The 22,248-nt window shown below is 71.9% G+C and carries 24 protein-coding genes; 11 read left to right on the top strand and 13 right to left on the bottom strand.

The features are described 5' to 3' along the window. The first annotated feature begins 110 nt into the window (after positions 1 to 110). Genes EW117_RS13040 through EW117_RS13025 form a run of 4 tightly spaced genes read left to right on the top strand, consistent with a single transcriptional unit; the run spans position 111 to position 4,223 of the window. The gene (locus EW117_RS13040; protein ID WP_129787301.1) at positions 111 to 1,079 is read left to right on the top strand and encodes a sugar phosphate isomerase/epimerase family protein; all 969 of its coding nucleotides are present in this window, start codon (positions 111 to 113) and stop codon (positions 1,077 to 1,079) included. Continuing rightward, the gene (locus EW117_RS13035; RefSeq protein ID WP_129787151.1) at positions 1,076 to 2,812 is read left to right on the top strand and encodes a dihydroxyacetone kinase family protein; all 1,737 of its coding nucleotides are present in this window, start codon (positions 1,076 to 1,078) and stop codon (positions 2,810 to 2,812) included. The genes EW117_RS13040 and EW117_RS13035 overlap by 4 nt, the downstream gene beginning before the upstream one ends. Further along, positions 2,809 to 3,276: a ribose-5-phosphate isomerase gene (locus EW117_RS13030; RefSeq protein ID WP_129787150.1), complete on the top strand. Its 468-nt coding sequence runs from the start codon at positions 2,809 to 2,811 to the stop codon at positions 3,274 to 3,276. The genes EW117_RS13035 and EW117_RS13030 overlap by 4 nt, the downstream gene beginning before the upstream one ends. Further along, positions 3,273 to 4,223, top strand: a complete 951-nt coding sequence (locus EW117_RS13025) for a 3-hydroxyacyl-CoA dehydrogenase family protein (protein ID WP_129787149.1) — start codon at positions 3,273 to 3,275, stop codon at positions 4,221 to 4,223. The genes EW117_RS13030 and EW117_RS13025 overlap by 4 nt, the downstream gene beginning before the upstream one ends. Before the next feature lie 76 nt (positions 4,224 to 4,299). Here the strand turns inward: EW117_RS13025 and EW117_RS13020 are convergent, their stop codons facing one another. Together EW117_RS13020 and rpmF are read right to left on the bottom strand one after the other, a co-directional pair. Beyond that, the gene (locus EW117_RS13020) at positions 4,300 to 5,319 is read right to left on the bottom strand and encodes a radical SAM protein (protein ID WP_129787148.1); all 1,020 of its coding nucleotides are present in this window, start codon (positions 5,317 to 5,319) and stop codon (positions 4,300 to 4,302) included. Between the two features lie 32 nt (positions 5,320 to 5,351). Then, complete coding sequence (gene rpmF, locus EW117_RS13015) at positions 5,352 to 5,537, bottom strand: 50S ribosomal protein L32 (RefSeq protein ID WP_129787147.1); 186 nt, start codon at positions 5,535 to 5,537, stop codon at positions 5,352 to 5,354. A gap of 518 nt (positions 5,538 to 6,055) precedes the next feature. Between rpmF and EW117_RS13010 the strand changes: the two genes are divergently transcribed. Both EW117_RS13010 and EW117_RS13000 read left to right on the top strand, forming a co-directional pair. Beyond that, positions 6,056 to 6,877, top strand: a complete 822-nt coding sequence (locus tag EW117_RS13010) for a CHAD domain-containing protein (protein ID WP_129787146.1) — start codon at positions 6,056 to 6,058, stop codon at positions 6,875 to 6,877. A 276-nt stretch (positions 6,878 to 7,153) separates the two neighbouring features. Further along, positions 7,154 to 8,326, top strand: coding sequence for a MarP family serine protease (locus tag EW117_RS13000; protein WP_129787144.1), 1,173 nt, complete (start codon positions 7,154 to 7,156; stop codon positions 8,324 to 8,326). Between the two features lie 105 nt (positions 8,327 to 8,431). Here EW117_RS13000 and EW117_RS12995 read toward each other — a convergent pair whose 3' ends face one another. The 3 genes from EW117_RS12995 to EW117_RS12990 form a co-directional block, all read right to left on the bottom strand. Then, on the bottom strand, positions 8,432 to 9,865 hold the full coding sequence (locus tag EW117_RS12995) for an MFS transporter (protein ID WP_129787143.1): 1,434 nt from the start codon (positions 9,863 to 9,865) through the stop codon (positions 8,432 to 8,434). Between the two features lie 79 nt (positions 9,866 to 9,944). Then, positions 9,945 to 10,088 (bottom strand): hypothetical protein, encoded by a 144-nt coding sequence (locus EW117_RS29420; protein WP_165362675.1) that lies wholly within the window; start codon positions 10,086 to 10,088, stop codon positions 9,945 to 9,947. Between the two features lie 72 nt (positions 10,089 to 10,160). Continuing rightward, positions 10,161 to 10,748 (bottom strand): CGNR zinc finger domain-containing protein, encoded by a 588-nt coding sequence (locus EW117_RS12990; protein WP_129787142.1) that lies wholly within the window; start codon positions 10,746 to 10,748, stop codon positions 10,161 to 10,163. Between the two features lie 97 nt (positions 10,749 to 10,845). Between EW117_RS12990 and EW117_RS12985 the strand changes: the two genes are divergently transcribed. Further along, complete coding sequence (locus tag EW117_RS12985; protein ID WP_129787141.1) at positions 10,846 to 11,754, top strand: EamA family transporter; 909 nt, start codon at positions 10,846 to 10,848, stop codon at positions 11,752 to 11,754. Positions 11,755 to 11,840: 86 nt separating this feature from the next. On the opposite strand, the gene EW117_RS12980 is transcribed toward EW117_RS12985, so the two are convergent. The 3 genes from EW117_RS12980 to EW117_RS12970 all read right to left on the bottom strand — a co-directional run bounded on the left by EW117_RS12980 (position 11,841) and on the right by EW117_RS12970 (position 13,780). After that, positions 11,841 to 12,344, bottom strand: coding sequence for an SRPBCC family protein (locus EW117_RS12980; protein WP_129787140.1), 504 nt, complete (start codon positions 12,342 to 12,344; stop codon positions 11,841 to 11,843). Between the two features lies 1 nt (position 12,345). Beyond that, complete coding sequence (locus EW117_RS12975; protein ID WP_129787139.1) at positions 12,346 to 12,705, bottom strand: ArsR/SmtB family transcription factor; 360 nt, start codon at positions 12,703 to 12,705, stop codon at positions 12,346 to 12,348. Positions 12,706 to 12,781: 76 nt separating this feature from the next. Continuing rightward, positions 12,782 to 13,780, bottom strand: coding sequence for a DUF3592 domain-containing protein (locus EW117_RS12970; RefSeq protein ID WP_129787138.1), 999 nt, complete (start codon positions 13,778 to 13,780; stop codon positions 12,782 to 12,784). Positions 13,781 to 13,884: 104 nt separating this feature from the next. Here EW117_RS12970 and EW117_RS12965 point away from each other — a divergent pair, with 104 nt between their 5' ends. Beyond that, positions 13,885 to 14,187: a hypothetical protein gene (locus EW117_RS12965; protein WP_129787137.1), complete on the top strand. Its 303-nt coding sequence runs from the start codon at positions 13,885 to 13,887 to the stop codon at positions 14,185 to 14,187. Positions 14,188 to 14,206: 19 nt separating this feature from the next. Beyond that, a complete protein-coding gene (locus EW117_RS12960) occupies positions 14,207 to 14,752 on the top strand; it encodes a ferritin (protein WP_129787136.1) in 546 nt (181 codons plus the stop codon). 88 nt (positions 14,753 to 14,840) lie between these two features. Here EW117_RS12960 and EW117_RS12955 read toward each other — a convergent pair whose 3' ends face one another. Continuing rightward, positions 14,841 to 15,689: a glycosyltransferase family 2 protein gene (locus tag EW117_RS12955; RefSeq protein WP_129787135.1), complete on the bottom strand. Its 849-nt coding sequence runs from the start codon at positions 15,687 to 15,689 to the stop codon at positions 14,841 to 14,843. Between the two features lie 209 nt (positions 15,690 to 15,898). On the opposite strand from EW117_RS12955, the gene EW117_RS12950 reads away from it, so the two are divergent. Both EW117_RS12950 and EW117_RS12945 read left to right on the top strand, forming a co-directional pair. Further along, positions 15,899 to 16,294 (top strand): zf-HC2 domain-containing protein, encoded by a 396-nt coding sequence (locus EW117_RS12950; protein WP_129787134.1) that lies wholly within the window; start codon positions 15,899 to 15,901, stop codon positions 16,292 to 16,294. 208 nt (positions 16,295 to 16,502) lie between these two features. Next, positions 16,503 to 17,927 carry a ricin-type beta-trefoil lectin domain protein gene (locus tag EW117_RS12945; RefSeq protein WP_129787133.1) on the top strand — a complete coding sequence of 475 codons (1,425 nt, stop codon included), beginning with the start codon at positions 16,503 to 16,505 and terminating at the stop codon, positions 17,925 to 17,927. A gap of 57 nt (positions 17,928 to 17,984) precedes the next feature. Here EW117_RS12945 and EW117_RS12940 read toward each other — a convergent pair whose 3' ends face one another. The 4 genes from EW117_RS12940 to hpaE are packed head-to-tail and all read right to left on the bottom strand — an operon-like array spanning position 17,985 to position 22,244. Then, positions 17,985 to 18,794 (bottom strand): HpcH/HpaI aldolase family protein, encoded by an 810-nt coding sequence (locus EW117_RS12940; protein WP_207211857.1) that lies wholly within the window; start codon positions 18,792 to 18,794, stop codon positions 17,985 to 17,987. Further along, positions 18,779 to 19,564, bottom strand: coding sequence for a 2-oxo-hept-4-ene-1,7-dioate hydratase (gene hpaH, locus EW117_RS12935; RefSeq protein ID WP_129787132.1), 786 nt, complete (start codon positions 19,562 to 19,564; stop codon positions 18,779 to 18,781). The genes EW117_RS12940 and hpaH overlap by 16 nt, the downstream gene beginning before the upstream one ends. Positions 19,565 to 19,575: 11 nt before the next feature. After that, positions 19,576 to 20,721, bottom strand: coding sequence for a 3,4-dihydroxyphenylacetate 2,3-dioxygenase (gene hpaD / locus EW117_RS12930; RefSeq protein WP_129787131.1), 1,146 nt, complete (start codon positions 20,719 to 20,721; stop codon positions 19,576 to 19,578). Between the two features lie 2 nt (positions 20,722 to 20,723). Then, entirely contained in the window at positions 20,724 to 22,244 is a 1,521-nt protein-coding gene (gene hpaE, locus EW117_RS12925) for a 5-carboxymethyl-2-hydroxymuconate semialdehyde dehydrogenase (RefSeq protein ID WP_129787299.1), read from the bottom strand. Positions 22,245 to 22,248: the final 4 nt, after the last annotated feature.

Below are 22,248 nucleotides of genomic sequence, written 5' to 3'. Positions count from 1 at the left end.
TGACCACGGAACAGACCATCGGGGCCGCCACGCCCGACCGGACGCCGTCCGGCGGCGCTGCACGCCCGGACGGCGCCCCGAGCCCGGGCGCCACGGAGGACGCCCGCCTCCTGGCGGCCGACTGGCCGATCGCGGCCAGCACCCTGCCGTTCCCCGCGGTGACACCGGACGGCCGGACCGCGCAGGACGACCCGACGGTGTGGCACGAAGTGCTCACCGACATCGCCGACGCCGGGTTCGACCACGTCGACCTCACGGACTCCTGGCTGCGCCCCGGCGACCTGGACGGGCCCGCGCTGGACCGGCTCGCCGCCACGGCGCGCGACCTCGGCCTCGGCCTGGCGTCGGTGTCGGCGATCCGGCGCAGCGTCATCGACGCGAAGGACGGCGCGGCCAACCTGGCCTACAGCCACCGCACGATCGACGCGGCCGCCGCTCTCGGGATCGGCGTCGTCTCGGTCGGCCTGCACCAGGCGCTGACGGCGGAGCAGAAGGAGCGCCTCTGGTTCTGGACCGCCCCCGGGCACCACGACGACCCGGCCGACCGGCCGCTCGCCGTGTCCCGCTTCCAGGAGCTGGGCCGGCACGCCGCCGAGGTGGGCGTGCTGCTGTCCCTGGAGATGTACGAGGACACGTTCCTCGGCACCGCCGACTCCGCCGTCCGGCTGGTCGAGGAGATCGGCCTGCCCGAGGTCGGCCTCAACCCCGACATCGCGAACCTGGTCCGCCTGCACCGGCCCGTCGAACCCTGGCAGGAGCTGGTCGAGAAGACCCTTCCGTACACGAACTTCTGGCACGTCAAGAACTACGCGCGCGACGAGGATCCCGAACGCGACGCCTACTTGTCCGTCCCCGCCCCGATGCAGTTCGGCCTGATCGACTACCGGGCCGCGTTCCGCACGGCCCTCGGATGCGGGTTCCAGGGCGTGATCTGCACGGAGAACTACGGCGGCGACGGGCTCAGCGTGTGCGCCGCCAACCGCGACTACCTGCGCCGGCACGTGCTGCCGAAGCGGCACGGCTACACGCTCGGCACCAGCCGGGTGCGCCAGCACGCGCTGGCCGGAGCAGTCCGATGACGCGGTTGCTCGACACCAGCGAAGGCTTCGTCCAGGACGCCCTTGCCGGGTTCGCCGCGGTGCACGGCGACCTGGTCCGCAGGGTCGACGGCGGCGTGGTGCGCACCGACCCGCTACCGCCCGGCCGGGTAGCGGTCGTCGTGGGCGGCGGCTCGGGGCACTACCCGGCGTTCGCGGGCGTGGTCGGCAGCGGGCTGGCCGCCGGCGCCGTCTGCGGCAACGTCTTCACGTCGCCGTCGGCGGGCCAGGCCTACCGGGTGGCGAGCGCGGCCGACGCCGGTGGCGGCGTGCTGTTCAGCTACGGCAACTACGCGGGCGACGTCCTGCACTTCGGCGCGGCGCAGGAGCGGCTGCGCGCCGAGGGGATCGACGCGCGCACCCTGCTGGTCACCGACGACATCGCGAGCGCCCCGCCGGACCGGATCGCCGACCGGCGTGGGATCGCCGGCGACTTCGTGGTGTTCAAGGTGGCCGGCGCGGCCGCGGAGCGGGGCGACTCGCTCGACGAGGTGGAGCGGCTCGCCATCGCGGCGAACGACCGCACGCGGACCCTGGGCGTGGCGTTCGGCGGGTGCACCTTCCCCGGGGCCGACGGCCCGCTGTTCACCGTCCCGGACGGCATGATGTCGGTGGGCCTGGGCATCCACGGCGAGCCGGGGATCCGCGACGTACCCATGGGCTCGGCCGCCGAGATCGCGGAGATTTTGGTCTCCGAGCTCCTGCGAGACGTGCCGGCGGACCGCGGCGACCGGGTCGCCGTCCTGGTCAACGGGCTGGGCACGGTCAAGTACGAGGAGCTCTTCGTCCTCTACGGCCAGGTCGCCGCGCGGCTCCGTGACGCGGGCCTGACCGTCGTCGAACCGGAGTGCGGCGAGCTGGTGACGAGCCTGGACATGGCCGGCGTCTCGGTCACGCTGTTCTGGCTCACGGAGGAGCTGGAGGAGCTCTGGCGGGCGCCCGCGTACACCCCGGCCTACCGCAAGGGCTGGGTCGAGCGGGCCGCCTTCACCGCTGGGGCCGGCGGTGTGCGTGCCGCGGACCAGAGCTCGCCGTCGGCGCACGCGACCCGGCCGGCCGAGACCGCCACGCCCGGGTCCGTCGAACGGGCCGACCTGGCGCTCGTCCTGCTGGCCGCGATGCAGGCGACGCTCCATGAGCACGAGGACGAGCTGGGCCGCATCGACGCGATAGCGGGCGACGGCGACCACGGCGTCGGCATGCGTCGTGGGATCGACGCAGCGCTCGCCGCGGCGGCCGCTTCCCGGGACGCCGGCCTGAGCGCGGCGCTGCGGGCGGCCGGTGATGGCTGGAGCGAGATCGCCGGCGGTACGTCGGGCGCGCTGTGGGGCGCCGCGCTGGCTTCCCTCGCACCCACGCTCGACCGCGACGACGTGACGACGACGCACGTGGCGGCCGCCGCGGGCACCGCGCTCGAGACTCTGGTGCGCCTGGGCCGGGCGAAGGTCGGGGACAAGACCATGGTCGACGCGCTCGTGCCTTACGTCGAGCGGCTGGAAACCGCTGCCGTCGCCGGGCAGCCGCTGGCCGAGTCGCTCGCGGCCGCCGCCCAGGACGCCACGGCGGCCGCCCGGGCGACGTCGGCGCTGCGGCCGGCGCTCGGCCGGGCCCGGCCGCTGGCAGAGCGCAGCCTCGGCCACCCCGACGCCGGCGCGACCTCGTTGGCGCTGGTACTGACCACCATCGCCCGGACAGCAGGAGGGACCCCGAGATGACCGACCGGTTGCGCCTGGTCGTCGGCAGCGACGACGCGGGTTTTCAGTACAAGGACGCGCTCAAGGCACAGCTCCTCGCCGACCCGCGGGTGGAGTCGGTGACCGACGTCGGGGTGAGCGGTGAGGAGCACACCGACTACCCGCATGTCGCGGTCGACGCCGCCCGCCGGGTCGCGGCGGGCGAGGCCGACCGGGCCCTGCTGTTCTGCGGCACGGGTCTCGGCGTCGCCATCGCGGCGAACAAGGTGCCGGGCATCCGCGCCGTGACCGCGCACGACAGCTACTCGGTGGAGCGAGCCGTCCTGAGCAACAACGCCCAGGTGCTGACCATGGGGCAGCGCGTGATCGGGCTGGAGCTCGCCAAGCGGCTCGTCGCCGAGTGGCTCGGCTACCGCTTCGACGAGACGTCGCCGTCGGCCCAGAAGGTGGCGTCCATCGGCACGTACGAGGAGGAGAACGCATGAGCGAGCACATCGCGATCGTCGGGTCGGGGTACATGGGGGGCGGGATCGGGCAGGTGCTCGCCCTGGCGGGTAACGAGGTGCGGCTCGCCGACGTGTCGGCGGAGGTGGCGGCCGACAACCTGGAGCGGATCCTGCGCGAGACCGCGGAGTTCGAGGCGGCGGAGCTGTTCCCGGAGGGCGCCACCGATACCGTCCGGGCCCGGCTCAGCGCGGCCGCGTCCATCGAGGAGGCGGTGGAGGGCGCCCGGTTCGTCGAGGAGGCGGTGCCCGAGATCCTGGACCTCAAGCACGCGACTCTCGCCCGGATCAGCGCGGCCAACCCGACGGCGATCATCGGCAGCAACACCTCGACCATCTCGATCACGCAGCTCGCCGAGCAGGTCAGCGCGCCCGAGCGGTTCCTCGGTGTGCACTTCAGCAACCCTGCGCCGTTCATCCCCGGCGTCGAGCTGATCCCGCACGCCGGGACCTCCGATGCGGTGCTCGAACCGGTCGAGGCCCTGCTGGCGCAGGTCGGCAAGCGCAGCGCGCGGCTGACGGACGCCACCGGCTTCGTGCTCAACCGCCTGCAGTACGCCCTGTTCCACGAGGCGACCAAGCTCGTGGACGAGGGGGTCGCCTCGGTGGAGGACATCGACATGATCGCCCGGACCACCTTCGGGTTCCGACTCCCGTTCTTCGGGCCGTTCGCGATCGCCGACATGGCCGGGCTCGACGTGTACGCGTTCTGCTACCGCTCGCTGCAGACGACGTTCCCGGAGCGGTTCGCGACGCCGTCGATCCTCCAGGAACGGATCGACGGCGGGCAGCTGGGCACCAAGAGCGGCGGCGGCTTCCGGGAGATCGACCCCGACAGGACGGCGGACCTGGTCGCCTACCGCAACAAGGCCTACGTCCGCATGCAGCAGCTGTTGAACGACCTGGGCCCGTCCCCCCTGGACGACTGACCCCCGTCGTCGAGTGCTGGATATTCGCCCCTTTCTGGCGCGGCGGAAGGGCGAATATCCAGCACTCAACGGGGTATTACAGGTAGCGGGCGTGCAGCTGGCCGCACGCCGCATCAATGGTCGTGCCGAGCTGACGACGCCTCGTCGCGTGGATCCCCCGGGCCCGCAGGCCGTGCACGAAGCCGTCCACCTGCCTGGTGTTGGGTGCCCGGTATGTCGGGTCGGCCCCGGCCGCTTCGTTGTAGCGGATCACACTGACGTGGAACAGCTCCGGCCGGGACCGCCGCCGCACCAGACCGGCCAGCGCCGCCAGGTCCGCATCACCGTCGTTGACGCCGGCGATGAGCAGGTACGCGAGGTAGACCTTGCGCCGGGTCATGACCACGTGCCGGTCGAGGACGTCGAGGTTCTCCGCCAGCGGGTATCGCCGCTCCAGCGGAATGATCTCGGCCCGCTGCTCGGGAAATGGCGAGTGCACCGACAGTGTGACCGTCACCTGCGGGTGCTCGGCGACCAGGCGAGCGAGGTTCGGAGCGAACCCGACGGTCGACACGGTGATCCGCCGCGCCGCCAGCCCGGCGTAGCCCGCGTCCGTGAGCAGGGTCAGCGCGTCGAACACGTGCGGGTTCGCGAGCGCCTCACCCATCCCCATGAACGCGACACTCGCCGGGCGAGGAAGCCCTTCGCGCGTCCAGCGCGGGTGCATCACCTGAGCGGTGATCTCGTCGGCGGTGAGGTTGCGGACCAGCCCGACCGCACCGGTGGCGCAGAACGTGCAGCCCAGGCCGCACCCGGCCTGCGACGACACGCACATCGAGTCCCAGCCGGCCCGGTAGTGCGACACGACGGTCTCGATGCGCGCCCCCGACTCGGCCGCGAAGAGCACCTTCTCGACCTGCCCGTCGTGCTGGACCTCGACCGCCGTGAGCGGATGGAGGCGCGGTCCGAACCGTTCGGACAGGTCGGAGCGAAGGGCCGGTGGGAGGGCCTGGATGTCGGCGAACGTCTCCGCGGCCGAGCCCTTCCAGGCGCTGATGACCTGCCGGAACCGGAAGTCCGGGACGCCAGTCGCGGACAGGTGGTCGCGTATGCGCATCCACCGGCTCCTGGGGGTCAGATCGACGGCGTTCACGTATCACCATCCGTCGCCGGCAGTACTTCGCGGCCCCGGTAGAGGCCGCAGTGCGGGCATGCCCGGTGCGGTGGCACGAACTCGCCGCACCGAGGGTTCCGGCAACGGACGAGGAGGGGTGCGGTCGCCTTCCAGTGCGCGCGACGGTGGCGGGTGCGCGAGCGAGAGGTGCGATGTTGCATGAGACGGCCTTTCGTAGTGGTTGCGGATCAGCGAGGCTGAGGGGTGCAACCGACCACGGGCAGGCCCGGGACACGGGGCGTCGACGTCGGCGGAGCGGATGTAGCCCCAGGGATGCCGAGGGCAAGTGGCCGACTTGAACGGGACCACGACGAGGGCCGTCGACAGGGTGCGTGCACGGAACCATGACCGATGGTCGGTGCGTCGCGAACATGCCGGGGCTCAGCCGGGGTGAGCGCCTACGTGTCGCACGGAAGGTGCGGAACGGGCTCCCGAAGAAGGACTAGATCAGTCACCAGGGCGGGTACGGGCCCACGCCCTCCGGGTGAAGGCCACCGGCAGTTCGGTGGCTAGATTCTGTCGACCTCGATCATGATGCTCGGCAACGTACCAGCGGCCCCCGGGCAGGCCACAGGCTTTTTCGCTCGGCGGTTCGACGGGCTGTCGCCGACGGCGCGACGCACGCGATACTGGCCGCATCGCTGCTGATACCACCACCCATCCCGGGACCGCGGGCGAGATGCTGACCCTCGCGGTCGGAGACCTGGTGCGCCAGATCCAGGAGCACGTCCCGGCCGCGCTCGCCGACGAGCCCGACGCCGTGCACCGGCTACGCACCTCGGTGCGCCGCCTGCGCAACGTGCTGGCCGCGTTCCGCAGGTACCTCGACAAGGAGGCGACGGCGGAGCTCCGGGCCCGCCTCAAGGAGTGGGGCGACGTGCTGGGGCGGGCCCGCGACCTCGAGGTCCGCACGCTGCAGGCCGACGCCGCCGCCGAAGCGGCCGGCCTCGGCACGACGGAACGCTCCGCCCTGCTCGACCCGCTGCGGACGGCCCAGGAGCAGGCCCACTCCGAGGCCGCGCGCTGGACCAGGTCGGACCGTGGCCGCGACCTCGTCCGGCTGCTGGAGGCGTGGGCCGCCGAACCCCGGTTGCGCGAACGAGCGTCGCGACCGGCGAAGAAGGCTGCTCGCCGCGCGGTCCGGCGCCAGGTCGACCGCACCCTCGACGCGGCCTGCGACCTCACCGACCTCGAGAGCACCCACGAGCTGCGGAAGGCCGCACGCCGGCTGCGGCACACCTGCGACGCGATCACCCGCGCACCCGTCGGCCTGCTCGGCCGCCGGACCAAGCGCCTCGGCTCCGCCGGCCACCGGCTCCAGTCCCTGCTCGGCGACCACCGCGACGCCCTGCTCCTCGCCGAGCACGTCCGCGCCCACGCGGACGGCTCCCCGCGGTACGACGCCGTCGTCGGCGTATGCCAGGAGCGGGCCCTCACCGCCCTCGCTGACCTGCCGGTCGCGCTCGGCGAGCTCGAGGCCCGCGCTAGCCGGAGTCGCTGACCGGTTCAGGTCACCGGCCGCGCGACGTCCGGGCGTCGTCGATCTCGGCCATGTGTTCCTCGGCCCACTCGCGCAGCAGCGCGAGCTGTGCCGACAGCAAGCGCTCGCGTGACCATCCGCGACGCTCCGAAAGAAAGGTGAAAGCGGCGGTGAACGTCTCGCGGCAAATCCGAGGATCGGGTGATGGAGGAGGGTCGGATGTCACGGCACCCAGGTTCAGCCCTTACGGTCATGTCATCTCGCTAGACGCTGTCCGCCGCCCACGAAGGAGCCTCCGTGCAGCTTTTCGACCTGGTGCTTCTCGTGGTGCTGTTCATCGCCCTCATGGCCGGCCTGAGCCGGGGCCTCCTGGCCACGCTCGGCGGCCTGGTCGGGCTCATCATCGGTGGCGTCGCGGCCTTCTGGGCCGTCCCAGCGGTGAACGACATGCTGCCCAGCTCCGAGTGGCGCGGCCCGGTATCGATAGCGGTGGCGGTGCTCCTGCCGTTGTTCGGCGCGTCCCTCGGCGCCGGCCTGGGCCGGAATTTGCGGCAGGGCGTGGACCGCACGTCGCTGCGCCCGCTGGAGCGCCTGCTCGGCGGGGTCGCCAACGTCGGGGTGGTCGCCCTCGCGCTCTCGTTCGTCGGCAACGCGGTCAGCGCCACCGGCGCACCTGGCGTCGCCTCGGCGGTCTCCTCGTCCGCCGTCCTGCGCACCATCGACGAGCTGACTCCGCCCGCCGTGGGCCGGCCGCTCGCCGAGATGCGCGCGATCGTGCTCGACGACGGCCTGCCCCGCCTGAACATCCTGATGGTGCCGAGAGCGGACCCGGTCGTGCCCGACGTCGACCTCGACAACGCCGAGCTGGAGGCCTCCGCGCGGTCGGTGGCCCGGATCTCGGGTGTCGCGTACGCGTGCGGGACGAGCTCGACCGGCTCGGGGTTCGTCGTCGCCCCGGACCGGCTGGTGACCAACGCGCACGTCGTGGCGGGCGTCGACCGGCCGGTCGTCGAGCTCCCCGGCGGCGCGGTCCGGGAGGGCCGGGTGGTCTACTACGACCCCGTCGACGACCTCGCGGTGATCGCCGTCGACGACCTGGACGCGGACCCGCTCGGCATCGCGCCCACCCTGTCGGTGGGCGACCGCGCCGTCGTGCAGGGCTACCCGTACGGGGGCCCGTTCACCTCCGGCAGCGCCGGTGTGATCAGCGTCAACACCGCCCGCGTGCCGGACTCGTACGGCCGCGGCGGCGCGGAGCGCGAGGTGTACTCGCTGGCCGCCGTCGTGCGACCCGGCAACTCGGGCGGGCCGCTGCTGACCACGGGCGGCGACGTGGCCGGCGTGATCTTCGCGCGTGACGACTCCGCGGAGGACGTCGGCTACGCGATGACGAGCGCCGAGCTGCGGCCGGTCGCGGCCGAGGCGGCCGGTCTGGGCGCCGCGGTGTCGACCGGGCAGTGCGCCGGCTGACCTGCGAAAACCCTGGCCGGCAACGCACCGGCCGACAACCTGCTTGCCGACAACAGAAGAGGCGCGGGTCCGCGGACCCGCGCCTCCTCGTCGGTTCCCTGCCGATCAACCGGCGACCAGCTCCGGCTCAGGCTCGGCGGCCTCGGCACCGCGCCGCGTGCGCAGCGCCGCAAGGGTGACGACGCCGCCGGCCGCGGCGACCACCCCGGCGCCGATGAACGCCGCCGAGTAGCCGCTGGTCAGCGCCGCCGGATCGATCGCGCCGGCGGCCACCGTCGAGCTCAGCACGGTCAGCGCCGCCAGGCCCACCGCCGAGCCGATCTGATAGCTGGTGTTGACCAGCCCGGAGGCGACCCCGGTCTCCTCCGGGCGCGCGGCGCCGATCGCGGTGCCGAGCGACGGCACGAACGCCAGCGCCATCCCGAACGCCGCGACCAGCGAGGCGGGCAGGACGTCGACGACGTAGCTGCCGTCCGGGCGGGCGAAGGCGAGCCACCCGAGACCCGCCGCGAGGAATCCGAACCCGCCGACGATCAGCGCACGCGCCCCGAACCTCGCGAGCAGCCGCGGCGCGACGAGCGTCATGCCCAGCACGATCAGGACCGTCATCGGCAGCAAGGCCGCCCCCGCCGCGAACGCGCCCGCACCGAGCACCTGCTGCAGGTACAGGTTCAGGAAGAACCACATCGGCACCCAGGCCGCGCCGAGGAGGAGCTGGGCGAGGTTCGCCGCCCCGAGCTGCGGGGTGCGGAAGATCCCGAGCCGCAGCAGCGGCTGCCGCGAGCGGGCCTGGATCACGAAGAACGCGGCCAGCAGGACGACGCCGGCGCCGAGCGCGACGAGCGTCTCCACCGCGGCCCAGCCCGCCTCCGGGGCACGGACCACGCCGTAGACGAGGGCGGCGAGGCCGACGGTGCCGGTGATGGCGCCGCCGACGTCGACCGACCCGCGACCGCCCGCGACGGCCGGCAGCGCGCCGGGCGTGAGCACGACGACGAGCGCCGCGATCGGGACGGTGATGTAGAAGACCCACGGCCAGCTCGCCCACTCGGTGAGCACGCCACCGAGGAAGACCCCCGCGGTGCCGCCGATCGGCGCCGCCGCGCCGTACACGGCGAAGGCCCGAGGCAGCTCGGCCGTGCCGCCGAAGAGCGCCATCAGCAGGCTGAGCGCGGCCGGCGCGATGAGCGCGGCGCCGGCACCCTGGACCGCGCGTCCGGCGATCTCGAGGCCGACGTTTCCGGCCGCCCCGGCGAGCACCGATCCGACGGCGAGGATCAGCCAGCCGCTGACGAACACCTTCCGGGCGCCGAGGAGGTCGGAGAGCCGGCCGCCCAGGAGCAGCAGGCCGCCGAAGGCGACGACGTAGGCGTTGAACACCCAGGACAGCGACTCGGGTGTGAACCCGAGCGCGGCCTGCATGTCCGGAAGGGCGACGCCGATGATCGACGTGTCCATGATGACGACGAACTGGGCCGTGGCGATGAGCGCGAGCCCGAGCCACCGGCGTCCTGCCGGGGCTGCGGTTGGTGCTGACATGACGTTCCCTCTCTCCTCCTTGGATACCGGCTGGGGGTATCCACTTGGAGGCATGCTTATACCCCCGTAGGGTATATAGTCAAGAGGGCAGCACAGGCCAGCCGGCGGCGACCGCGCCGTCGGCAGAGAGCACGCGCACGGAGGTCACGCCGGCTCTGGTCCCGGCGGTCAGCGCATAACCGTCCGGGGCGCGCACGTCCGAGGGGCGTAGCTCGGTGGCCATGAAAAAGCTCGTGGGTCCGGCCGTCCAGCCGGGCGGGAACCAGGGTGCGATGATCTCCGTGCCAGCCCGATGCTATCGAGCAGGTGAGCGCCGGTTTCGCTCGTAGTGGCGTCGCTGGCGGGCGCGGTTGCCGCAGTCCGCGGGATCACACCACTGCCGACGGCGGTTGCGGCTGGTGTCGAGGAAGAGCCATCGGCACTCCTCACAGGCACTGAGCCTGGTGAGTGCCGCGGCGTCGGTGAGCAGGGACGCCGCGTCGAGGGCTACTTCGGCGAGGAGCGTGGGTGACGTGGCTGTCCAGGTGGCGGCGGTGGCGCCGGCCTCGAGCACCAGTTTCCGGTCACCCCACGCACTCGCGGCCAGCTCGCCGATGCGCGAGACGTCCGCCGACGACGGCGTCGTGCGGTCCACGAGGTCGAGGAACACCTGCGCGAGCACCTCGCGGAACTCCCGGAGCTCGGCGATGTCGTCGCCCGCCGGCGCGGCTAACCCGGCAGCGTGTGCCCAGGTCACGGCGTTGGCATCCGGGGCGAGCCAGTCGTGCCCACGATCCGTGCCGCGATAGCTGACCAGGTTCGCGAAGTCGAGCGCGGGCGCACCGCCGATCAGCTTGTACGTGCCCCGGTAGCCGCGCGGATCGAGCGGCAGCGCCTCCGCCATCGGACCCCCTAATGCCTGTGATTTGTTTGACACGTTAGCAGCACGGTGTTTGAGTTGCTAACACCCGAACTCGTCCACATGCGTGAGGTGCTGGTTCGTGCCACCTCCACGAGCACCCCGTCAGACCGCCGCGCCGCCGTTGAGCGCGCGAGTACGTCCTGAGCTGCACTTCGTCGGGTCCGCGATCTTCCACTACCTCGGGCCGGCGTTCGCCGTCCTGCTGTTCGCCCGGATCGAGCCGCTCGGCGTGGCCTGGCTGCGGATCCTGTCCGCCGGACTCGTCTTCGCGGTGTGGCGGCGTCCCTGGCGGGCATGGGCGTCGGCCGGGCCCGTCGAGCGGCGCACGGTCGTCGCCTGGGGCGGACTCCTCGCGCTGATGAACGCCAGCTTCTACCTCGCCATCGACCGGCTGCCGCTCGGGACCGTGGCCGCTGTCGAGTTCGCCGGGCCGATCCTGATCGCCGCGATCGCGGTCCGCAGCCTGCGCAACCTCGCGGCCCTCGTGGTCGCGGTCGCCGGCGTCGCGTTCCTGGCTGAGGTCAGTCTCAGCGGATCGCCGCTCGGCTTCGCCTTCGCGATCGTCAACATGGCGCTGTTCGCCGGCTACATCGTCCTCGCCCACCGCGTGTCCCGGCACCGGCACCTGGTCGGCATCGACGGGCTCGCCATGGCCATGCTGATCGCGGCCGTGTTCGCGCTCCCGTTCGGCGTCATCGACGCTGCGCCCGCCTTCACCGACCCGCTCGCCCTGGGCGCCGCGATCGGCGTCGGCGTGACGTCGTCGGTCATCCCCTACGTGTTCGACCAGCTCGCCATGCGGCGCATCGCACGAGCGACCTACGCCCTGATGGTCGCGCTGCTCCCGGCAACGGCCACCGTCATCGGCGTCCTCGTCCTCACCCAGGTGCCCACTCCCGCCGAGGTCCTCGGCGTGGCCCTGGTGATCGTCGCCGTCGCACTGCACCGCGACGGCGCACCCGAGACCGACTTCGAGAAGGGGAACTGAGGAGATACCGCCGTCGCACGTCGTTGTGGGCGTGATCGTTGCGCCCATGACGGGCAGACAACCGCAACGATCACGCCCACAACGAGCTACTTGGCCTCCGCGAGCTCGGCCGCCAGCTCCTCCAGCAGGTCGTAGGCCTCCTGCATGCCGCCCTCCATGCCCGTGGCGATGATGCCGTCCCGGACCTCCTTGCTGGAGACGACGGTACGGACCGTGAGCGTGGTCCGACCGTCCCGCTCCGCGAGCGTGTAGTCGTTCAGGCTCGGCTCGGAGTCGCCGTCGGGCATCCCCTCGAAGACCTCGGTCTGCACCATGCCCGCGGGGGCGTCGAGCTCGCGGTACTCGCCGTGGAACCCGACCTCGAACCCGCCGTCCGCCGTCATGACGTACCGCCACGTCCCGCCGACGCGAAGGTCGACGGTCACGTCCGTCACGGTCCCGCGCTGCCCGGCCCACCAGCGCTTGATCAGGTCGGGTTCGGTGAGCACCTTCCACACCAGGTGGCGCGGTGCGTTGAAGTCCCGGGTGACCAGGATCTCGGTATCGCTCGGCAGCGCCAGGACGGCACTGCCCTTGGTCGTGGTGACCATGTCAATCTCCTCCTCTGGTTTCGGTTTCCGCTTCGGTTTCGGTGAGCTCGTCGAGCACGTCGTCCATCAGGTCGAACCGCTCGTTCCAGAGCCGCTCGTACCGGCCGACCCAGGCGTGGACCTCACGCAGCGGCGCGGCGTTCACCCGGTACAGGCGGCGCCGTCCGTCGTCGCGCACGTCCACCAGCCCCACCTCTCGCAGGACCCGCAGGTGCTTGGACACCTGCGGCTGGGCGAGCCCGAGCAGCTCCGTCAGATCGCCCACCGCGAGCTCGCCGCCGGCCAGAGCGTCGAGGATCTCGCGGCGGCGCGGCTCGGCCACCGCGTTGAACGCGTCGGTGGTGGTCGCTGCTCGTGCCATGGTTCAAACATATACCCATATGGGAATGTGTCAAGCGAAAGCACGGCCCCCGCCGCGAGTGCGACGAGGGCCGGGTTCAGTTCGGGGCGGACGGCGCCTGGACCGGGCGGGTATGCGGCGTCCAGTTCGCGCCGTCGTGCCAGCGGTAGTGGCGCTGGTCCTCGGTCAGGTACCACCCGGCGATCGTGGGCTCGGACGGCGCGACGACGGGTCCGGGCTGCTGCTGCGGTTGCCCGTACGGCTGGGGCTGCGGCGACTGGCCGTACGGCTGGGGCTGCCGCGGCCCTCCGTGCGGTGCGGGCTCCCACCGCTCCCCCGGCGTCGGCTGCTCCCCCGGCGCCCGCTGCCCTGCCCCGCCCTGAGCGGCACCGAGGATCTCCTGGGTCAGCGCGCCCTTGGCGGTCAGCAGCCGGGTGATCGCCTGGCGGGCCTGCTCGACCAGGCCGGCGTCGTCCGCCGTCCTGGGGTTCTCCCGGATCATCTTCGAGCCGGACCGCCACAGCGTGACGCCGAAGACGATCGACGCGGCCCGGATGGCCGTCGTGACCAGGCCACCGACCGCGACCAGCACCCCGACGCCCCCGAACACCCACGCGAAGACGTTCAGCATCGGCTCCTCGGTGGTGCTGCGAGCCGGATTCGCGGAGTCGTACAGCACGGTGACCGTGTCCCCGGGGGCGTGGTCGCAGTTCGTCGACGACTGCCCGGTGGAGCGCGCGGTGTAGGTGGTCCCGTCCACGACGAACTCGGCGCGCATCGAGCACGTCTCGCTGCCGTTCACCGCGACCACCTGGCCGGTGGTCTCGGTGTCGGTGTCGGGGCCGAGCGTGGTCATGAAGTAGGCGACGGCGACGAAGACCAGGCCGAGCACCACGCTGACCATGGCGCCGACGATGCCCGGCCGGGTCTTTTTGCCGTCGAACGGGTTCTCCAGGCCGACGAAACCGTCGGCGATGAGGACGCCCCCGACCGCACGGCGGATCTGCCCCGCGGTGTGCGGGTTGTCGGACTCGTAGCGGGACAGCGTCTGCTTCGCCTTGCTCGTCGTGTTCTTCGCCGTGGTGAGGATGCTCACTCGGAGGTTCCCTTCGCAGGTCGGCCGGCGTGTGCCCCGACACCCTAGCGGCCGGGGCAGAACGTCCGGTTGCGAGCGGTGCCGGGCGGGAATTCGCTGGGGAGATGGCGCAGGAACCCGTGGCGAACTACCTCATCCCCGTGACGTTCCCCGACCTGGACACGGCCAAGAATGGCGCCGGGCCGCTCGTGGACGCCTTGCGCACAGCCGGCCTGCAGGCCGGCATCGTCGCAGAGCCCGGCCTGGACTCGGAGGACGACGCCGGCCGCCCCGACCCAGGCCCGACGACGCGGGAGCTGCACGTCCACGCCAGCAGCGCCGCCGAGGCGCGGCGCCGCGTCCAGGAGGTGACCGACGGGCGGTTCCCGGCCGGGATGGTGCTGCTGGGCGAGCCGACGCGCATCTGACCCCGGTAGCGTTGGCCGCATGACGACGACCTCCGAGAACTCGCTGTACCTGCGGCTGCTGGGCGAGCAGGTGGGCCATGAGTTCGCGGCGCACCTGCAGTACGTGGCGATCGCTGTGTGGTTCGACAGCCACGACCTCCCGCAGCTGGCGGCGCACTTCTACCGGCAGGCGCTCGAGGAGCGCAACCACGGCCTGATGATCGTCCAGTACCACCTGGACCGGTCGCTGCCTGTGCGGATCCCCGGCACCCCCGACGTGCGCAACGACTTCGAGAACGTGCTGGAGCCGCTGCAGCTCGCGCTCGACCAGGAGCAGCAGGTCACGGCGCAGATCGAGGCGATCTTCCGCGCGGCGCGTGACGAGGGCGACGCGCTGGGCGAGCAGTTCCTCATGTGGTTCCTGGAGGAGCAGGTCGAGGAGGTCGCCGCCGCCACCACGCTCGTCACGGTCGCCAAGCGCGCCGGCAACAACCTGTTCGACCTGGAGAACTACGTAGCGCGCGAGACGATCGGCGACGCCGGCGAGTCCGCCGCCGCCCCGCGGGTAGCGGGTGGCTCGCTCTAACCACCCGCCTCGTTGAGTGCTGGCTATTCCCCCTTGCTCGGCTCAGGAGGGCGAATGCCCAGCACTCAACGATTGGGGTGGGTGGGGTTCACCATCGCGACAGGAGCCTTCGCAGGGCCAGCACCTCGTCCGGGAGTGGGCGGCGGCGCCGGAAGGCCGCCGGCGCTTCCAGCAGTCCGCGGGCGACGCCGGACCGGTGGCTCGGGCTCTGCGCCGCCACCCAACGCAGCTCGCCGACGGCATCGCGCCACGGCAGGCGCATCAGTGCCGTGAGCGTCGCGGCGCGGGCGATGCCGTACTGGCGCCTGCTCGGCGACTGCCGGCTCGGTGAGGGGTGATGATGCACCACGACGTCCTTGACGTAGGACATCGCCCAGCCGCCGGTCGCGAGGTCGAGCGCCAGCCGTTCCTCCTCGCCGGGGAACCGCACCACGGTGTCGAATCCACCCGCAGCGAGGAAAGCACTCCGGCGGACCATCGTGGCGCACGCCACGAAACCGAGCAGCGGCACCCCGGGAGCCGACACGTCGCGCGGGAGGGGTGACGCCGCCATCAGCTCGCTCACCGAGTCGATGCGCTGCTCGGGCCCCACGAGGATCTTGGCGCACACGAGGCCGAGCGAGGAGTGGTCGGCGAACATGTCCGCCGCCCTGGTCAGCGAGCCCGGCGCCCACCACGAGTCGTCGTCGGCGAAGGCAGCGAACGGTGTGGTCGCGGCCCGCACCCCGATCGTCCGGGCCACCGCGCCGACGTTCCGCGGCAGCCGGATCACCGACACCTCGGGGTGGGCCGACGCGACGGCGTCGGCGCTGCCGTCAGTGGAGCCGTTGTCGACCAGGATCACCGGCGCGCGATGGCGGGGCAGGGAGGCGAGCAGGTCGTTGCGCCGGTTCCGGCTCGCGATCACGACGGTGACGCGGTTGTCCTCGGCCTCCACCTGATCCCCTCGGTGCTTCGACGTCGTCGGGCCCTTCCAGCGTGGGCGTGGGGCTGTCCAGCCGCATCCGGGCGCCGGCGCCCGGACATATCATTGCCCCGCGCCACGGACCCCGTCGCGTATCACATGCGCATTCCACGACTCCTGGCTCGCAGTGCCACTGTTGCCCCGCGAGTCGAGGCACCGTCCGTAGAAAGGGGCAGGTTCGCGTGAGCACGACGGACCTTCCGCGCGCCGGCGGCGTCCGCGTCCACGACCGCCGCGCCGACACGGACACCGCGCGCGGGGCCGACGTCGCCGCCCTCCGCTCCGTGCTCTCCACCCTGACCGACGACGCCGTCGCGCACCCCCGAACCGTGCACCAGCCCGAGTGCCGCGCCACCCGCGCCGCCATGCATGACTACATCAAGGGCCGCCTCGTACCGAGCCGGCAGCGCCGCGTCGGGGCCCACCTGGACCGGTGCGGCCCCTGCACCCGCGTGTTCATCGACGTCCGTGAGGTGTCCTGGGCGCTGCGGGGTCTCGGACGGCGTCTCGCCGCGGACGGCAACCCCGGCGGACGGCACCGTGCGCCCAAGAGAGCCGATACGACCGGGCGCGCCTGAACCCGGGGCGACGCCGGCCTCATGCGGCCTGGACGACCTCGACGGCTCACCGGGTCGAAGGAAGTCACCCGTCGACGAGGACGCGGAGACACTTGTGCAACCCGGCATCGGCGTGCAATGTTTACGCCACCATCGGCATCAGGCCGGCACCGAGCGCAGTGACGCCTCGGACGGCGGCGCAGCGACGCGCCCCTAGATCGGAGTCCCCATGACACGAACAATCCGGGCCGGCGGCGCCCTCGCGGCCGTCGGAATCCTCGCAGCGGCGGTGGCCGTGGTCCCCGGTCCCGCCGTCGCCGCCCCGTCGGTCGGGCCGGCCGGCACCACCGAGTTCCGCGGGGTCAACTGGGCAGACCCGCGCGACAACTACGCGGACGACGAGGTCGTGCCCTCCGGTCTGAGCACGGAGGACGACTACCCCACGACGTACGCCAAGGCGACCGACATCATCCTCGAGTTCCGACACGAGGTGCGCGCCAACACCGTGCGGCTGCCGATCAACACCTCGAGCGTCGGCACCGAGTGGTGGGACTCGTACCAGGGTGCCATCGACGCCGCCACGGACCACGGGTTCAAGGTCATCCTCAGCTACTGGGAGGCGGACAACGCCAAGGACGGCCGGGCCGACGACCCCGCCGCCTTCGACGCGATGTGGGACACGGTCGTGGCGGAGTACGGGCGGAACCCGAAGGTGTACTTCGAGCCCATGAACGAGCCGTTCGGCTACTCCCTCGACTCGTGGGTCGACCTGACCGCCGGATGGCTCGACGACCACGACGACGTGCCGCGCGGTCGCGTAATCATCTCCGGGACCGGCTACAACGACGACGTCACGGGCGTCGGCGCGGCCGAGGAGCTCAAGGGGACGCTGCTCTCGCTGCACTTCTACGGATTCTGGGCCAACCACACGACCGAGGACGAGTGGAAGGCGAACCTGCTCCCGCGCCTCGGCGAGTACGGCTGGCGCACGGTCGTCAGCGAGGCGGGCTCGCCGATGACCACGGGCCTGAACTACGGCAACCACGAGGGCGACGTCTACACCTCGTACCTCGGCGCCCTGACGGAGGTCGCGAGGGCGCAGGGCATCGGGCTCGTCTACTGGCCCGGCCTGCGCACTGGCGACGCCTACACGCTGACCGAGGTCGTCGGCGACGGCGACCTCGAGGTCACCAATGCCTCGGGGCTGGCCCAGATCCAGTGGGGCTGGGGACTGCTCAAGCGCGAGGCCCTGAACGACCTGCCCCCCGCGCCGCCAGGTGCGCCGATCGTCAGCGTCCAGCACAACGTGTGCGTCGACGTGCCGGGCTTCTCGACGACGGCCGGCACGCAGCTCGGCCTGTGGCACTGCAACGGGGGTGGCAACCAGTCGTTCAACTGGACCGCGGACCGGCAGCTCACGGTCTACGGCGACATGTGCGTCGCGCCGAGCGGCGCACTCACCGTCGGTGGCACGCTCGCCATCGCCGACTGCACGGGCACGCCAGAGCAGCAGTGGGAGCTCAATGCCGACGCGACGATCAGCAGCGTCGCCGACCCGACCCTGTGCCTGTCGACCCCGGCGGACTCCTGGGGACTCCTGCTCGCGACGTGTGACGCGGTGGCCACGACCCAGCAATGGACGCGCTCGGCGTAACGGGCCCGACGCGGGCGGCTGCTCCGGACCTCCGGAGTGGCCGTCCGCCCGGCTGGCTCACGGCGCGGTGTCTCCCGCCGCTCCGTCCTCGCCGATCCATCGGTCGGCCAGGGCCTCCGAACCCCGGGCGAGCATCGCGACGTCGGCCCCGACCAGCACGAACGACGCCCCGGCGTCGAGGTAGGCCTGGGCTGCCGCCGGGTCGAAGGCGTTGACACCGACGGGTTTGCCGGCGGCGCGCACGGCTTTGAAGGCGGTATGCACCGCGGCGACGACGTCGGAGTGCGTCTGCTGCCCGAGCACGCCCATGGAGGCCGCGAGGTCGGACGGGCCGACGAACACGCCGTCGACCCCGTCGACCGCCGCGATGGCCCCCGCGTTCTCGACGCCGGTCGCGGACTCGACCTGCACGAACAGCGAGACGTGCCGGTCGGCGTCGGGCATGTAGCTCTCGACACGGTTCCAGCGCGCACCGCGGGACAGCGCGCTGCCCACCCCGCGTATGCCGCGCGGCGGGTAGCGCACCGCCCGGACGACGGCGTGCGCCTGCTCGGCCGTGTCGATCATGGGCACCAGCACGTTCTGCGCGCCCAGGTCGAGCAGCTGCTTGAGCACCACGGCGTCGCCCGACGGCGCCCGCACCACCGGGGTGACCGGGTACGGCGCCACGGCCTGCAGCAGTGCCGAGATGGTCTCCAGGCCGATCGGCGAGTGCTCGCCGTCGATCAGCAGCCAGTCCAGGCCGGCGCCCGCACAGATCTCCGCGACGAGCGGGCTGCCGCTGCACACCCACATGCCGACCTGCGGCCGGTCCGAACCAGCGATGCGGTCGCGGAACGTGGGCGGGAGGGTCAGACGAATCGGCACGAGACGGTCCCCAGCTCTCGGTAGTCGGCCAGCACGGTGTCGCCGGGCTCCACCCACACGGGCCGAGTGAAGGAACCCGCCAGGATGATCTCGCCGGGTTCCAGCGTGTCGCCGTGCTGAGCGAGCTTGTTCGCGAGCCAGGCGACGCCTGTGGCAGGGTGGTTGAGCACGGCGGCGGCGACGCCGGACTCCTCGATGGTCTCGTTGCGGTACAGGAGCGCCGAGACCCAGCGCAGGTCGGTCTCGCCGACCCGCACCGGGTTGCCGCCGTAGACCATGCCGCCCATGGCCGCGTTGTCGCTGATCGTGTCGACGATGGTGCGCCCGGCCATCTCGATGCGCGACGAGAGGATCTCCAGGGCCGGCACGACGTAGTCGGTGGCGCGCAGCACGTCGAACACCGTGACGTCCGGGCCCTTGAGGGCCTCGCGCAGCACGAAGGCCAGCTCAACCTCGATCCGCACGTTCGAGAACCGCCCGTGCTCGATCACCGAACCGTTGTCGAAGACCATGTCCGCGAAGATCGCGCCGTAGTCCGGCTCGGTGATGCCCGTCGCGGCCTGCATGACCTTCGAGGTGAGCCCGATCTTGCGGCCCACCGGACGCCGTCCGGCCGCGATGCCGCGGCGGCGCCACGTGTTCTGCACGGCATACGAGTCCTCGACCGTCATGTCCGGGTAACGCGCGGTCAGGAGCGGCACCGTGGTGTGCTCCGCCTCGGCGCGGGCCAGATCGTCGGCGATGGTGGTGATCGTCGCGTCGTCCAGCATGCGTGCTCCCATCAGAGCTGGTGCCCGAGCTTGTACTCGCCCTGCTTCCACGACGGCAGCGCCTCGGCTTCGTCCTCCGGGCGGGTGTAGGAGAAGCCGTCCGCCCCGATGGTCACCGCCATCTCCGACGTGTCCGTGCGGGCGACGACGGGCTGCGGGTTGCCGTCCAGGTCCAGGACGAGCGAGGCCTCGGTGTACCAGGACGGGACCACCGGGTTGCCCCACCAGTCGCGCCGCTGGTTGTCGTGCACGTCCCAGGTCACCACGGGGTTGTCCGGGTCGCCCGTCCAGTAGTCCTGCGTGTAGATCTCCACCCGGTGCCCGTCCGGGTCGCGCAGGTACAGGTAGAAGGCGTTGGAGACGCCGTGCCGGCCCGGGCCGCGCTCGATGCGGTCCGACAGGCGCAGCGCCCCGAGCTTGTCGCAGATGGCGATGATGTTGTGCTTCTCGTGCGTGGCGAACGCGACGTGGTGCATGCGCGGTCCGTCGCCGCCCGTCATCGCCGTGTCGTGCACGGTCGGCTTGCGCCGCATCCACGCGGCGTAAGTGGTGCCTTCGTCGTCCTGGATGTCTTCGGTGACGCGGAAGCCGAGGTCCTCCATGAACTTCACGGCGCGCGGCACGTCGGGGGTGACCTGGTTGAAGTGGTCCAGGCGCACCAGTGCGCCGGGGCTGTGCAGGTCGTAGCGCCACGCCAGGCGCTCGACGTGCTCGACGTCGTAGAAGAACTCGTACGGGAAGCCGAGCGGGTCGGTCACCCGCACCGAGTCGCCGATGCCCCGGGTGAAGCCCTCCTTGCGACGCTCCACGCGGCAGCCGAGCTCGGTGTAGAACTCGACGGCCCGGTCGAGCTCCTGCGGGCTGCGCACCCGGTAGGAGAACGCGGCGGCGGCGGCCACCGGCCCCTTGCGCAGTACGAGGTTGTGGTGGATGAACTCCTCGAGGCTGCGCAGGTAGACCGTCTGGTCGTCCTCCTCGGTGACCACGAGGCCCAGCACGTCGACGTAGAAGTTCCGCGAGGCGGCCAGGTCGGTCACGACCAGCTCCATGTACGCGCACCGCAGGATGTCCGGCGGCGGCGCCAGGGGCGTGGGGATCGGGTCGCTCGCGACGATCGGTGCGTCGCTGGTCACGACGCGCCCGGTGGTGTCGGTCATCTTCAGGCTCCCTTGCCAAAAGTGGGGTTGTGCACCTTGCCGAGCGTGATGTGCACGGCCTGCTGGTCGGTGTAGAAGTCGATCGAGCGGTAGCCGCCCTCGTGCCCCAGGCCGGATGCCTTGACCCCGCCGAAGGGCGTCCGCAGGTCGCGCACGTTGTTCGAGTTGAGCCAGACCATGCCCGCCTCGATCGCCTGCGAGAAGTTGTGCGCGCGCTTGAGGTCGTTGGTCCACACGTAGGCGGCCAGCCCGTACCGGACCCCGTTGGCCAGGGCCAGCGCCTCCGCGTCCGTGTCGAACGGGGTGATCGCGACGACCGGGCCGAAGATCTCCTCCTGGAAGATCCGGGCCGACGGCGGCACGTCCGCGAAGACCGTCGGCGCGACGTAGTTCCCGGTCGGCAGGCCGTCCGGCCGCCCGCCGCCGGCGACGAGCCGACCCTCGCTCTTGCCGAGCTCGATGTAGGAGACGACCTTCTCGTAGTGCTCGGGGTGCACGAGCGCCCCGACCTCGGTCGCCGGGTCGTGCGGGTCGCCGACGACCACACGCTTCGCCTGTGCGGCGTACCGCTCGACGAACTCGTCGTAGACGGCGCGCTCGACGAGGATGCGGCTGCCCGCGGTGCACCGCTCGCCGTTGAGCGAGAAGACGCCAAAGATCGTCGCGTCGATGGCGGCGTCCAGGTCTGCGTCGGCGAAGACGATCGCCGGGGACTTGCCGCCCAGCTCCATGGAGAGGCCCTTGAGGTGCGGGGCGGCGTTGGCGAAGATGAGCTGTCCGGTGCTGCTCTCCCCCGTGAACGAGATGAGCGGGACGTCCGGGTGCTTGACCAGCGCGTCCCCCGCTTGTTCGCCGAGCCCGTTGACGAGGTTGAACACGCCCTCGGGCAGCCCGGCCTCCTCGAAGATCCCGGCCCACAGCGACGCCGAGAGCGGCGTGAACTCGGCGGGCTTGAGCACCACCGTGTTGCCGGTCGCCAGCGCGGGGCCGAGCTTCCAGGACTCGAGCATGAACGGCGTGTTCCAGGGCGTGATGAGGCCGGCGACGCCGATCGGCTTGCGGTTGACGTAGTTGATCTGGCGGCCGGGGACCTTGTAGGTGTCGTCCGACTGCGCCACGACCAGGTCGGCGAAGAACCGGAAGTTCTCCGCGGCCCGGCGCGCCTGGCCCAGCGCCTGCGTGATCGGCAGGCCGGAGTCGAAGCTCTCCAGCTCGGCGAGCCGCGCGTCGCGGGACTCGACGATGTCCGCGATCCGGTGCAGCACCCGGGACCGCTCGCGCGGCAGCAGGCGGGGCCACGGCCCCTTCACGAACGCGTCGCGCGCCGCGGCGACGGCGCGGTCGACGTCGGCGCTCTTGCCCGCGGCGGCCTGCGCGTAGACCTGGTTGGTCACGGGGTCGAGCACGCCGAACGTGTCGCCGTCGGCCGAGTCGACGAACGTGCCGCCGATGTAGTGCTGGATCCGGCCGGGCAGGTCGGCGGGCACATGAGGGTTCGGCCGGTCGGCCGCCTGGTCGGTCATCTGG

Origin of the sequence: Promicromonospora panici, from assembly GCF_900608595.1 — a bacterium.
Lineage (GTDB): Bacteria > Actinomycetota > Actinomycetes > Actinomycetales > Cellulomonadaceae > Promicromonospora > Promicromonospora panici.
Note: the sequence above shows the minus strand (reverse complement) of the source record. Positions and strands in the feature narration are given on the sequence as shown.